Consider the following 12,174-nt stretch of genomic DNA (forward strand, 5'->3'; position numbering starts at 1 on the left):
TCGAGGAGTTCCTCGACGGCCCGGAGGTCTCGCTCTTCGCCGTCACCGACGGCGAGAGCGTCGTACCGCTCCAGCCCGCCCAGGACTTCAAGCGCGCGCTCGACGGCGACGAGGGGCCCAACACGGGCGGCATGGGCGCGTACTCGCCGCTGCCGTGGGCCGACCCGAAGCTGGTCGACGAGGTCCTCCAGACCGTGCTCCAGCCCACCGTGGACGAGCTGCGCCGCCGCGGCACGCCGTTCTCCGGGCTGCTCTACGCGGGGCTCGCGATCACCTCGCGGGGCGTGCGGGTCATCGAGTTCAACGCCCGCTTCGGCGACCCGGAGACCCAGGTCGTCCTCGCCCGCCTCAAGACCCCGCTGGCCGGGCTGCTGCACGCCGCCGCCACCGGGGAGCTGGCCGCGTTCCCCGCGCTGCGCTGGAGCGAGGGCGCGGCCGTCACGGTCGTCGTCGCCTCGCACAACTATCCGGGGACCCCGCGCACCGGCGACGTGATCGAGGGGCTCGCCGACGTCGCGGAGCAGGACGCCCCGCACGCGTACGTGCTGCACGCCGGCACCAAGCGGAACGGCTCGGGCGAGGTGGTGAGCGCGGGCGGACGCGTCCTGTCCGTCACCGCCTCCGGCGCGGACCTGGGCGAGGCCCGTACCCGCGCCTACGAGGCCGTTTCCCGGCTGCGCCTGGACGGTTCGCACCACCGCACGGACATCGCGGCGCGAGCGGCCGAAGAGGCTGCTTCCGCCGGCTGAGGCCGCGGCCGGGGAGGAAGTGGAATGCGGCGTTCCGCGCCGCTGGCCGTTTCCTACTCGGAAGTACAGGGTCTTTACCCAAAGCCATTCCATCGAGTGACCGAGCCCCCGTCCTGCTGACGCGCGGCCCACCCCCAACTAGGGTGCGGCGCAAGCCAGCTGCCATCCGGCAACTGGCCCACCGGCATTGCGTTGTCAGTGGCCGGTGCCAGAGTGGGCACGTGGGCGTCGCCGTCGGCGCACGCCCGCGCACACCCACCGACAGTGCGGGCAGCAGGGGGTGATCGGTCTCGTGGCAGGCCCGGAAGCAGGAGCCCAGGCGGCGCGCGGCAGGGCACTCGCCGTGCTGCGCATCCGCAGCGCCGCGCTGACCGTCGCGCTGCTGCCCGCCGCCGTCGCCGTCGTGCTGCTCGCGGGCAGCGCCATGGGCCGGATCGGCGACAGCTGGGACGCGGTGCGCTGGACGGTGGTCGGCGTCGCCGCCGTCGTCCTGGTGCTGGCCGCGGGCGTCGCCGCGGTGGTCGTACGGGCCCGGCCCGCGTGCAGCCCCACCGTGCCCGTTCCCGAGGAGACCGCCCCCGACCTCTACCGCCTCGTCCGCGACCTCGCCGACCGGCTCGACGTCCCCGCCCCCTCGGCGATAGCCCTCACGCCGGACTGCGACAGCTGGCTGGAGGACCGTACGCACCCGGCGCACGGTGCGCGCCGCCGCCGTTCCGGCCGGAGCGGCCAGGGTGGGCAGGGCGGCGCCGAGGCCCGTCAGGCGGAAGCGCCCGTGCTGGTCGTCGGCTCGCCGTTCCTGTGGTGGATGCGCGTGGCCGAGCTGCGGGCGCTGCTCGCGCCAGTCGTCGCGGGCACCGGGCCCGCCGCCAACGCCGACATAGCGGCGGCCCGCCGCTTCGTGCGCGGGCTGGACGCGGCCGTCGCGGTCGGAGCCGGCGGCGCGAGCGGCCGTGCGGGGGAGAGCCGGGGCCCGGCCGGAGCTGCCGCCGCCGCGTTCGCCCCGCTGCTCGCCGTCGTGCGCAGACCCGCGCTCGCCTTCGTGGGGTGGGTCGCCCGGCTGCTGCTGCGCTCGTGCCGGGTGCACGCCGCCGAGATGGAGCGGTGCGTCGCCGCGGCCGCCTCCGAGCGGGCCCAGGGCGTGGACTACGGCCTGCGGATCGTCGCCCAGGAACAGGTCGGCCTCGCCTACGCGGGCTGGGACCGGCTGCTGACGCGGGTCGCGCTGCCCGCGTGGCGGATGGGCCGCTGGCCGTCCCGGCTGGACGCGGGCGTCGTCGCCGCGCTCACCGAGCTGTCGCGCCGCGACCGCCTCGCCGACGGGTTCACCACCCGGCTCGGCGAGCGCCCCGCGTGCGACCTGCTGGAGGAGCCCGGCCTCATCGACGAGGCCACGTCGCTGCTCGCCGCCCGCCTCTTCCACGGCGGCCTGCCGGAGCCGGGCCCGGACTGGTCCCCGGTCGCCTGGAGCCAGTACCCGGAGGAGGTCGTCGACCGCAAATGGCGCCAGGAGGCCGCCCGCCTCCACCGCGCCCTGGACGACGTCAGCCCGGCGGCCGGGCTGTCACCCTCGGACGCGGCGGGTGTCGCGGACGCCGCCCAGTCCGGTACCGACGCCCGTACCGACGCCCGCACGGAAGCGCGTACACCCGCCCGTAGCGAGACGTCCGCCCGTGTCCGTACGGAGGCGCGTACACCCGCCCGTACCCCGGCCCGTACGGACGGACCAGCCGCGGCTGCCGACGGCGGCCCGGTGGGGCGTACGGACGGGATGGGCGGCGGGGCGGACCGCGACGGGGGAGCGGCGGACGCCGGGCCCCCGGCCGCGCCGACGCTGGCCCGCGTCATCGCGCGGCTCACCTCCGCCGACGGCGGTGCGGACGTCGGCGACGGACTGGCGAGCTGGCTCACCGCCGAGGTCGCGCGCGAGGAGGCGGCCCAGCAGGAGGCCGCCCAGCGGGAGGCCGGGCGCGGCGACCGGGTGGCGGACGACCCGTGGCTGGACGGCCTCGCGCCGCCCTTCCCGCTCCAGCCGCCGCGCACCGGCCGCGAGCTGCTGACCGACCACGTCACCGCGATGGTGTGCTGCGCGGCCATGGACTCCGCGGGCGCGGCCCCCGGCCTGGACTGGCTGGACGGGCCGGCGCTGCTGTTCGGCGGCGCCCGGCGCAGCGATCTGGCCGGTCCCGTCCTCAGCCTCGTCGAGGACGGCGACGACGGGCCGCTGCGCGTCTGGCTCGGCGAGGTCGGAGTGCGCCCGGAGAAGCCCGTCCGGCTGGTGTGAAACCGGGGAGCGCGAGGGTGCCCAGCGCCCCGCGCGGCCACCGGTCGGCGGGCGACCCGCCGAGAAAATAGCGACAAGCGGTGACGATATGAGTGCGTTATGTGATGTGCTGGGGCCCCGTTGCCTTCGAAGACCGGGTCCAGCACCGCCGAATCGGTACGTAACGACAGTCGGCGCGTAGCGACAACCGCGAAAGACAGCACGACAAGCACAACGAGCACAGCAAGCACGACAAGCACAGCACAGCTCAGTGAGCGAGGCAGCGGGGCGGCAGGCGGGGACGCGGCGAGACGCAGGGAGGGGACGCACGTGGGAACGGAGCAGATCCGCCGATGGGAGTCGGGGGCGCTGGCACACGCCGTCTCGGACCCCTTCGGCCAAGGCCCGGTGCCCTGGCTGCGCGGGAGCGAGCACTACTTCGACGACACCGGCCAGATCATCCCCTGGTACGTGGACGTCGAGCGCGGCCCGGCCGCGGCACCGGGCGCCGCCGCGGGCACCGGCCCGGCCGCCCGCGCGGCCAAGATCCCCGCGCCCCGGACCCGCGGCCCGCGCATGGCCGACGACGTCCACCGCCAGATCAAGGGCTTCGCGTCCACGGGCTCCGCCGCGCCGGGCGACGCCATCGACTTCCGCATCACCGTGGACCCGCCCCAGCAGTTCAGCGTGGACGTGTACCGCATCGGGCACTACGGCGGCGACGGCGCCCAGAAGATCACCACGAGCCCGCGGCTCTCCGGCATCGTCCAGCCGCCCCCGCTCACCGCCGACCGGACCGTCTCCTGCCACCACTGGTGGCACTCCTGGCGGCTCCAGATCCCCACGTACTGGAACCTCGGCGCGTACGTCGCCGTGCTCACCACCGAGGACGGCCACCGCAGCCACATCCCCTTCACGGTCCGTGACGACCACCCCGCCGACCTGCTGCTCGTCCTCCCCGACATCACCTGGCAGGCGTACAACCTCTACCCCGAGGACGGCCATACGGGCGCCAGCCTCTACCACGCGTGGGACGGCGACGGCCGGCTGCTCGGCGAGGAGGACGCCGCGGTCACGGTCTCCTTCGACCGCCCGTACGCGGGCGCGGGGCTGCCGCTGCACGTGGGGCACGCCTACGACTTCATCCGCTGGGCCGAGCGGTACGGCTACGACCTCGCGTACGCCGACACCCGCGACCTGCACGCCGGCCGCGTCGACGCCTCCCGCTACCGCGGCCTGGTCTTCCCCGGCCACGACGAGTACTGGTCCGCGCCCATGCGGCGCACCGTCGAGCGGGCCCGCGACACCGGCACCTCGCTGGTCTTCCTCTCCGCCAACACCATGTACTGGCAGGTGGAGCTGGCCCCCTCGCCGGCCGGCACCCCCGACCGCCTGCTGACCTGCCGCAAGCGCCGCGGCCCCGGCCGGGCCGCCCTGTGGCGCGAGATCGCCGCGCCCGAGCAGCAGCTCCTGGGCATCCAGTACGCGGGCCGCGTCCCGGAACCCGCGCCCATGGTCGTACGCAACGCCGGGCACTGGCTGTGGGAGGCGGTCGGCGCGGGGGAGGGCGATGAGCTGCCGGGCCTGGTGGCGGGCGAGGCCGACCGCTACTACCCGCGGACGGCGCTGCCCGAGCACACCCGCCGCATCCTCCTCGCCCACTCCCCGTACGAGGACAGCGAGGGGAGCACGCGGTATCAGGAGACCTCGCTGTACCGCGCGCCCAGCGGCGCCCTCGTCTTCGCGTCAGGCACGTTCGCCTGGTCGCCGGCGCTGGACCGGCCCGGCCATGTGGACGAGCGCATCCAGCGGGCCACGGCCAATCTGCTCGACCGGATCTGCAAGCGGGACTGACCCGGGCCCGGGGGCCTATTCTCCTGCCCGTATCGACCCCAGCTCGCGCGCCAGCGCCACCGTCAGCGCCCGGAAGATCCGCACTTCCGGGTCGCCGTCCCCGGCGCGGGTCGCCAGTACGCTGTGCGCCCACGGCGCGTCCAGCACCGGCGCGTACACCGCGCCGGGCCACGGGTAGTAGCGCGCGAAGGACTCCAGCCCGGAGCCCGCGCCGCGCCCCGACGCCACGCTGGTGAGGATGTCCTGCGGGGTCAGCGCGCAGTCCAGGCTCCGCCGGGGCGGTTCCTGACCGGTCTCGGGGCGGGGGCGCTGCTCACGGCGGGCAGCGTGTGGATCAAGGAGCTGTCCTCGCCGCCGCACGGCACGGCGGCGGCGCCGGGCGTCGCCGCGCGCCGCTCGGGGCTCTTCCTCTCGGCGGGGTTCGCTACGGGCGGCCTGGCGGCGTCGCTGCTCGCGGAGTGGGCGCCGTACCCGATGGTGACGGCGTACGTGCCGCACCTGGTGCTGTCGGCGGTGGCGCGCCTGGCGGCCCGGCACCGGGTGGGGACGGCGGTGGCCGGGATGGCGGCGGTGGCCGTGGGCCTGCTCGTGGCGGCGTTCGCGGCCGCACACGCCGATCCGGTGTACGGGCTGGTGGCCGCGGCGCTGATCGGGGCGGGGTACGGGCTCTGTGTGACGTACGGGCTCACCGAGGTCGCGCTGCTCGCGCCGCCGGGGGCGCTGGCGCGGCTCACGTCCCGGTTCTGGGTCCTCGCCTATCTGGGCTTCTTCGCCCCGTACGGCTTCACGCTCCTCAACGGCCCCTTCGACCCCGCCGCGATCTTCCTTGCGGCCGCGGGTCTGGCGGCCGTCACAGGCATCGGAGTGACCCTCGCGGGAAGCCGGGCGGCGGAGTAGGGAAGAATCGGGGGCCTTGGAGCAACCCACCGGGAGGATTCGTGTCCGGATTCGTAGAGAAGCCCGACCATGCAGAGGTGCCGGGCCTTGTGCATCTGCACACCGGAAAGGTTCGCGACCTCTACCGCAACGGGAGCGGCGAGCTGGTGATGGTCGCCAGCGACCGCACCTCCGCCTTCGACTGGGTGCTGCCCACCGAGATCCCCGACAAGGGGCGGGTGCTCACGCAGCTCTCCCTGTGGTGGTTCGACAAGCTGGCGGACCTGGTGCCGAACCATGTCCTGTCGACCGACCTCCCGGAGGGCGCGCCCGCCGACTGGGAGGGCCGCACGCTCATCTGCAAGCCGCTGGACATGGTGCAGGTCGAGTGCGTGGCGCGCGGCTACCTCACGGGCTCGGGCCTGGTGGAGTACGAGAAGACCCGTACGGTGTGCGGGCTCGCGCTGCCGGAGGGGCTGGCGGACGGGTCCGAGCTGCCGTCGCCGATCTTCACCCCGGCGACGAAGGCCGCGGTCGGCGAGCACGACGAGAACGTCAGCTACGAGGAAGTGGCCCGGCAGGTGGGCCCCGAGACGGCCGCCCAGCTCCGCCAGACGACGCTCGCCGTGTACACGCGTGCCCGGGACATCGCCCGCGAGCGGGGCATCATCCTCGCCGACACGAAGTTCGAGTTCGGCTTCGAGGGCGACCGGCTCGTCCTCGCGGACGAGGCGCTCACCCCGGACTCGTCCCGCTTCTGGCCCGCCGACGAATGGCAACCGGGCCGTCCCCAGGCCTCCTTCGACAAACAGTTCGTCCGCGACTGGCTCACCTCCCCCGCCTCGGCCTGGAACCGCCACAGCGAACAGCCCCCGCCGCCGCTCCCGAAGGAAACGGTGGAACAGACACGAGCCAAGTATGTGGAGGCGTACGAACGCCTTACGGGCACGCCGTGGGTCTAGGCGGCCGGCCTGTGCGGGGGTGCGCCCGGCGCACCCCCGCGGCTCAGGTTCGCCCCGGCCCAATAACAAGAGTTTTGTTAAACTCGGCCCATGGCAACCTCGGCTGAACCGCCGGCTCCCGGCGAAGGCCCCGTCCGCCCCGTCTCCGTCTCGCTCCACGAAGGCACCATCGCGGCCCTCAAAGCGCACACCGGCAAGCGCGGCATGTCCGCCTACGTCGAATCCCTCATCCAGCGCCAGTTGGAACGGGACCGCCTGCGCGAGCTCATCGACGACGCGGAAGCCGCACACGGCCCGGTCGACCAGGCCGCCGTCGAGTCCAAGCGCGCGATCCTGCGCGGCAGGACGGCCGGCTCGGCCGACGCCGCGTGAGCGGCGGCACGCTGGTCCTGGACTGCGAGGGGCTGTCCCAACTGGTGCGGCGTACGCCCGAACTCACCGAGTGGCTGGCCGCCGCCGAGGCGGAGGACATCCGCGTCGTCGTCAGCTCCGTCACCCTCGTCGAGGCCCGAGACCCCAGGACCCACCAGGCCCGCTTCGACTACGCCGCCTCCCGCGTCAACATCGTGCCGCCCACCGAGGCCATCGCCCGGCAGGCAAGCAAACTCCTTGCCGCAGCCGGACTCCACGGACACAAATACGCCCTCGACGCGATCGTCGCCGCCACCGCACTCGCCTCACCGGCCCCGACGACCGTCCTGACCTCGGACCCCGAGGACCTCCACCTGCTGTGCGGCCCCGGGGTCCGAGTGCTCAAGATCTGACCTGTTCAGGCCGTCCAGCCCGGCAGGGCGACTACGTCAGACCTGGTACCGGCCCCCGGCGAACAGTGCGAGGTTCGCCCGTACCCACTCCGACGTCCGTTCCAGCCCCTCCTCCAGGCCCACGCGCGGCTCCCACCCCGCCCACTCCCCGGCACGGGAGTTGTCCGAGAGGAGCCGCTCCACCTCGCTCCCGCCCGGCCGCAGCCGCCCGGTGTCCACGACGACCTCCGCGTCCCGCCCGGACGCCTTGATCAGGGACGCGGCGAGGTCGCCGATGGAGATCTCGCGGCCGGTGCCCAGGTTCACGACGTGCCCGATCGCGCGGTCGCACTCGGCCAGCGCCAGGAACCCCTCGGCGGTGTCGGTGACATACGTGAAGTCGCGGGTCGGCGTCGTCGAGCCGAGCCTGATCTCGCGGGCGCCGGAGTGCAGTTGGGACAGGATGGCGGGGATGACGGCGCGCGCGGACTGCCGGGGGCCGTACGTGTTGAAGGGCCGTACGACCGTCACCGGCAGCTCGAAGGCGTGCGCGTAGGACAGCGCCATCATGTCCGCGCCGATCTTCGAGGCGGAGTACGGCGACTGCGGCTGCAATGGATGCGCTTCGCTGATCGGCGCCGTCAGCGCGGTCCCGTACACCTCACTGGTCGAGGTGTGCACCATCCGCCGCACCCCATGCCGCCGGCACGCGGCGGCGACGTTCTGCGTGCCGACCACATTGGTCTGCACGTACGCCTCGGGCGCCTCATAGCTGTACGGAATCCCGATCAGCGCCGCCAGATGGAACACCGTGTCGCACCCGGCCACCGCGTCCATCACCCGCCCCGCGTCCCGGACGTCCCCCGCCACCATCTCGACGGGGGAGTCCGCCCCGAGATACCGCGCGAGATACCCGCGCTCCGCGTACGGCTTGTAGTGCACGAGCGCCCGCACCCGCGCCCCGCGCTCCACCAGCAGATCCACGAGCGTCGAGCCGATGAAGCCCTCCGCGCCGGTGACCAGGACCGTACGACCGGACCAGTTGTTCTCGTTCATGCGTGTGTCCTCTCAGGAAAGGTGTGGGGGAAGGGAGCGGAAGGGGCCCGGCCCGCCAGCCGCAGCACCCACCCCGCCATCAGCTCGGCCGCCCGCGCGTGCGTCCCCGGGTCCGCCGCCGCGCTCATCGCCGCCAGCCGCGCCGGCTCGGCCAGCAGCGGTTCGATCAGTCCGGCGAGGCGCGCTCCGGTCGTCTCGCCGTCCGGCAGCAGCAGTCCCGCACCCGCGTCGGAGAGCACCCGCGCGTTGTGCGTCTGGTGGTCGTGCGGCGCGTGCGGGTACGGGACGAGCACGGCCGGCATCCGTACGCTCGACAGCTCGGCGACCGTCGCCGAACCCGCCCGGCACACCACCAAGTCGGCCGCCGCGTATGCCAGATCCATCCGGTCCAGATAGCCGACGGCCCGCGCCGTCTCGGCGCAGCCGTCCGCGACGAGCCGCGCCCGTACCGCGTCCAGCGCCTGCGGACCGGTTTTGATCACCAGCCGTACGTCCGGCCGGAACCGCCACCGCCGCGCCAGCTCCACCGCGGCCTCCGTCAGCCGCGCGGCCCCCAGGCTGCCGCCGTTGAACAGCACCAGCCGCGCGCCGTCCGGCACCCCGAACTCCGCCCGCGCCTCGGCGCGCAGCGCCGCCCGGTCCAGCCCGGCCACCGCCCCCACCAGCGGCATCCCGACCGTCTCGGCGGACAGGGCGGCCCGCGTCGGCAGATGCTCGCGGCTGCGGTCGAAGGCCAGCGCCACATTGCGGGTCAGCGCGGTCGCGAACCGGTTCGCGCGCCCCGGCACCGCGTTGGACTCATGGACGAGCGAGGGCCGCCCGGCCATGCGCGCCCCGAGCACGGCGGGCGCGCTCGGGTAGCCGCCCATGCCGACGACGACCTCCGCGCCCTGCGCCTCGATCAGCCGCCGGGCCTGCCGCCCGGAGCGCAGCAGATCGGCCGGGAGGAGGAAGCGGCGCGAGCCGAGCGAGGGGTCGAAGGGGATCATGTCGACGGTGTGCAGCCGGTATCCGGCGGCCGGGATCAGCCGGGTCTCCAGCCCCCGTTCCGTGCCGATGAAGCTGATCACGGCATCCGGTTCGGCCCGCCGGATCGCGTCGGCGACGGCCAGTCCGGGATAGATGTGCCCGCCGGTGCCGCCCGCCCCGACGATCACCGAAAGCGGGCTGCGCGGCCCATGGGTGTCGTGTGCTGTAGCCATGGAGGCAGCGTCGCGAGCTGCTCTAAGAGGGTTTTAAGAACCGTTCTGCCAAGGTATGCGTGGAAACGCACCCACGTGAGAGGCCCCGCCCATGCCCGACGCGCAGCCCCCGGTGCCACTGCCTCTGGACCACGTGGATGTGCCGGTGGACGTGCCGCCCGACGCCGCGACCATCGCACTCGACGCCGCGACCGTCGCACCCGACGCCGCGACCGCCCCGCCCGATATCCTCGCCGTGGACGACGACCCCGAGGTCCTGGCCGCCATCGTCGACGGGCTCACCGTCGAAGGGTATGCGGTCCGCTCCGCCGCCGACGGCCTCGAAGCCCTCTCCGCCGTCGCCGCCGCCCCGCCCGCCGCCATCGTCCTCGACCTCGCCATGCCCGTACTCGACGGCCTCGCCGTCTGCCGCCGGCTGCGCGAGATGGGCGACCGTACGCCCGTACTCGTCCTCACCGCCCGCGACGCCGTATCCGACCGCGTCGCGGGCCTCGACGCCGGAGCCGACGACTACCTCGTCAAACCCTTCGCCCTCGACGAACTCCTCGCCCGGCTGCGTGCCCTGCTGCGCCGCGCCTCCGCCGCCCTGCCGCCGCCGGAGGAGGCCGAGCTGACCTTCGCCGACCTCACCGTCGACCCCGTCACCCGCACCGGCCGCCGCGGCGGCCACCGGATCGACTTCACCCGCACCGAGTTCACCCTGCTCGACGTGCTGCTGCGCCACCCCGGCCAGGTGCTGCCCCGCGAGACGATCCAGCAGCTCGTCTGGGGTACGGACTTCGGGCCGGACTCCAACTCCCTGGCCGTGTACATCGGTTACCTGCGCCGCAAACTGGAGGCGGACGGCGCGCCCCGCCTCGTCCACACCGTGCACGGCATCGGCTATCTGCTGGCCGAACGGTGAGCGGCGGACACCGGCGCACCCCCACCCCGCCGGGCCGCGACCGGCTGCGTCGGCGGCTGAGCCGCAGCCCCCTGCGCACCCGCCTCGCCCTCGTCACCTCCGCCGCCGTCGCCCTCGTCGCGCTCGGCGTGCTCGCCGCCGCGTACGTCGTCATCCGCTACGAGCTCGTACGCCAGCTGGACCTCCAGCTCACCCAGCAGTCCACGCTGATCAAACAGGAGGACTGGAGCGGGAAGACCGGCGCGCTACAGAGCGACTGCCGCTGGCTCTCCGCCCCCGCCTGCGCGCAGATCGTCCCCGCCGGCTCCCGCAAGAATGACGTGCCGGGCAAGCTGGCTCTCCCCGTCACCGAAGCCACCCGGCAGGTAGCCGCAGGCGACCGCGGCGCGTACTACAGCGACATCACCCACCAGGGCCACCCGCTGCGCATGCTCACCACCCCCACCAAGAACGACCGCGCGCTCCAGGTCGCGATCCGCTCCGACATCGTCGAGAAGGGCGTCCGGCAGGCGGGCCTGCTGCTCGCCGCGGTCGGCGGCGCGGGCGTGCTGCTCGCCGCGGGCCTCGGCTACTTCGCCTCCCGTACGGCCCTGCGCCCCGTCACCCGCCTCACCGCCACCGCCGAACGCATCGCCGCCACCCGCGACCCCGCCCACCGCATCGAACTCGCCCCCTACGAGGCCCGCCGCCAGGACGAGATCACCCGCCTCGCCGACAGCTTCAACACCATGCTCGGCGAGCTGGAGCAGTCGGTGGCCGCCCAGCGCCGCCTCGTCGCCGACGCCTCCCACGAACTGCGCACCCCGCTCACCGCGCTGCGCACCAACGCCGAACTCCTCGCCCGCGCCGAACGGCTCTCCGACGCCCAGCGCGACCGGGCCGCGGGCGCGCTCGGCCGCCAGCTCCGCGAGGTCACCGGCCTGGTCAACGACCTGATCGAGCTGGCCCGCGAGGAGGAGCCGCAGCCGCTCGTCGAACAGGTCCGCCTGGACCGCCTCGCGCGGCGCTGCGTGGAGCAGGCCCGCGAACACTGGCCGGACACGCCGTTCACGGTGACGCTCACCGGTTTCGATACGGGCACGGGCTCGGGTGCTACGGGCCCGGTGACCGTCCCCGGCGTCCCCGCCCGCCTCGCGCGGCTGATCTCCAACCTCCTCGACAACGCGGCCAAGTTCAGCCCGCCCGGCGGCGCGGTCGAGGTCGCGCTCACCGGCTCGTACGGCGAGTCGTACGGAGGCTCGTACGGCGGCGGCCTCGATCTCACCGTCCGCGATCACGGCCGCGGCATCGCCGCCGAGGACCTCCCGTACGTCTTCGACCGCTTCTACCGCTCCCGCCAGGCCCGTGCTCTCCCCGGCTCCGGCCTCGGGCTCGCCATGGCCCGCCAGATCGCCCGCGCGCACGGCGCGGAGCTCACCGCCGAGCGGGCCGAGGGCGGCGGCGCCCGCTTCCGCCTGCGCTTCCCCGGCGGCTCGCCGGCCGGAGGACCGCCGGAGACCGCCGAAGGCCCCAGCCGCTGAACGGCTGGGGCCTTCGATCCCTGAGCGGACGACGAGACTCGAACT

12 protein-coding genes are annotated in these 12,174 nt (G+C 74.3%); 9 read left to right on the top strand and 3 right to left on the bottom strand.

Features of this window, described 5'->3' with window-relative positions; genetic code table 11:
• The 3 genes from ACFU99_RS16205 to ACFU99_RS16215 all read left to right on the top strand — a co-directional run.
• The coding region (locus ACFU99_RS16205; protein WP_384391744.1) for a phosphoribosylamine--glycine ligase at positions 1 to 749 on the top strand (749 nt) is incomplete at its 5' end.
• 283 nt (positions 750 to 1,032) lie between these two features.
• The gene (locus tag ACFU99_RS16210) at positions 1,033 to 3,033 is read left to right on the top strand and encodes a hypothetical protein (protein ID WP_384391777.1); all 2,001 of its coding nucleotides are present in this window, start codon (positions 1,033 to 1,035) and stop codon (positions 3,031 to 3,033) included.
• Positions 3,034 to 3,342: 309 nt separating this feature from the next.
• A complete protein-coding gene (locus ACFU99_RS16215; RefSeq protein ID WP_384391747.1) occupies positions 3,343 to 4,866 on the top strand; it encodes a N,N-dimethylformamidase beta subunit family domain-containing protein in 1,524 nt (507 codons plus the stop codon).
• A 15-nt stretch (positions 4,867 to 4,881) separates the two neighbouring features.
• Here ACFU99_RS16215 and ACFU99_RS16220 read toward each other — a convergent pair whose 3' ends face one another.
• Positions 4,882 to 5,094: a hypothetical protein gene (locus ACFU99_RS16220; RefSeq protein ID WP_384391750.1), complete on the bottom strand. Its 213-nt coding sequence runs from the start codon at positions 5,092 to 5,094 to the stop codon at positions 4,882 to 4,884.
• 99 nt (positions 5,095 to 5,193) lie between these two features.
• Here ACFU99_RS16220 and ACFU99_RS16225 point away from each other — a divergent pair, with 99 nt between their 5' ends.
• The 4 genes from ACFU99_RS16225 to ACFU99_RS16240 all read left to right on the top strand — a co-directional run bounded on the left by ACFU99_RS16225 (position 5,194) and on the right by ACFU99_RS16240 (position 7,468).
• The gene (locus ACFU99_RS16225) at positions 5,194 to 5,763 is read left to right on the top strand and encodes a hypothetical protein (protein ID WP_384391753.1); all 570 of its coding nucleotides are present in this window, start codon (positions 5,194 to 5,196) and stop codon (positions 5,761 to 5,763) included.
• Positions 5,764 to 5,804: 41 nt separating this feature from the next.
• The gene (locus ACFU99_RS16230; protein ID WP_384391756.1) at positions 5,805 to 6,704 is read left to right on the top strand and encodes a phosphoribosylaminoimidazolesuccinocarboxamide synthase; all 900 of its coding nucleotides are present in this window, start codon (positions 5,805 to 5,807) and stop codon (positions 6,702 to 6,704) included.
• Positions 6,705 to 6,794: 90 nt separating this feature from the next.
• Complete coding sequence (locus ACFU99_RS16235) at positions 6,795 to 7,076, top strand: hypothetical protein (protein WP_384391759.1); 282 nt, start codon at positions 6,795 to 6,797, stop codon at positions 7,074 to 7,076.
• Positions 7,073 to 7,468 carry a type II toxin-antitoxin system VapC family toxin gene (locus ACFU99_RS16240; protein ID WP_384391762.1) on the top strand — a complete coding sequence of 132 codons (396 nt, stop codon included), beginning with the start codon at positions 7,073 to 7,075 and terminating at the stop codon, positions 7,466 to 7,468. The genes ACFU99_RS16235 and ACFU99_RS16240 overlap by 4 nt, the downstream gene beginning before the upstream one ends.
• 36 nt (positions 7,469 to 7,504) lie before the next feature.
• On the opposite strand, the gene ACFU99_RS16245 is transcribed toward ACFU99_RS16240, so the two are convergent.
• Both ACFU99_RS16245 and ACFU99_RS16250 read right to left on the bottom strand, forming a co-directional pair.
• A complete protein-coding gene (locus ACFU99_RS16245) occupies positions 7,505 to 8,503 on the bottom strand; it encodes an SDR family NAD(P)-dependent oxidoreductase (RefSeq protein WP_384391765.1) in 999 nt (332 codons plus the stop codon).
• Positions 8,500 to 9,705 (bottom strand): glycosyltransferase, encoded by a 1,206-nt coding sequence (locus ACFU99_RS16250; protein ID WP_384391768.1) that lies wholly within the window; start codon positions 9,703 to 9,705, stop codon positions 8,500 to 8,502. The genes ACFU99_RS16245 and ACFU99_RS16250 overlap by 4 nt, the downstream gene beginning before the upstream one ends.
• 91 nt (positions 9,706 to 9,796) lie before the next feature.
• Between ACFU99_RS16250 and ACFU99_RS16255 the strand changes: the two genes are divergently transcribed.
• Positions 9,797 to 10,609 carry a response regulator transcription factor gene (locus ACFU99_RS16255; RefSeq protein ID WP_384391771.1) on the top strand — a complete coding sequence of 271 codons (813 nt, stop codon included), beginning with the start codon at positions 9,797 to 9,799 and terminating at the stop codon, positions 10,607 to 10,609.
• Positions 10,606 to 12,129: a sensor histidine kinase gene (locus ACFU99_RS16260; protein ID WP_384391774.1), complete on the top strand. Its 1,524-nt coding sequence runs from the start codon at positions 10,606 to 10,608 to the stop codon at positions 12,127 to 12,129. Before ACFU99_RS16255 ends, ACFU99_RS16260 begins: the two co-directional genes overlap by 4 nt.
• The last annotated feature ends 45 nt before the right edge of the window (positions 12,130 to 12,174 follow it).

It is taken from the genome of Streptomyces sp. NPDC057654 (assembly GCF_042800135.1).
GTDB lineage: Bacteria > Actinomycetota > Actinomycetes > Streptomycetales > Streptomycetaceae > Streptomyces.

What these genes read in the sequence shown, in the direction of transcription:
- ACFU99_RS16235 (WP_384391759.1), top strand. Translation starts at nt 6,795, where the DNA reads ATGGCAACCTCGGCTGAACCGCCGGCTCCCGGCGAAGGCCCCGTCCGC.
- ACFU99_RS16245 (WP_384391765.1), bottom strand. Translation starts at nt 8,503, where the DNA reads ATGAACGAGAACAACTGGTCCGGTCGTACGGTCCTGGTCACCGGCGCG.
- ACFU99_RS16250 (WP_384391768.1), bottom strand. Translation starts at nt 9,705, where the DNA reads ATGGCTACAGCACACGACACCCATGGGCCGCGCAGCCCGCTTTCGGTG.
- ACFU99_RS16255 (WP_384391771.1), top strand. Translation starts at nt 9,797, where the DNA reads ATGCCCGACGCGCAGCCCCCGGTGCCACTGCCTCTGGACCACGTGGAT.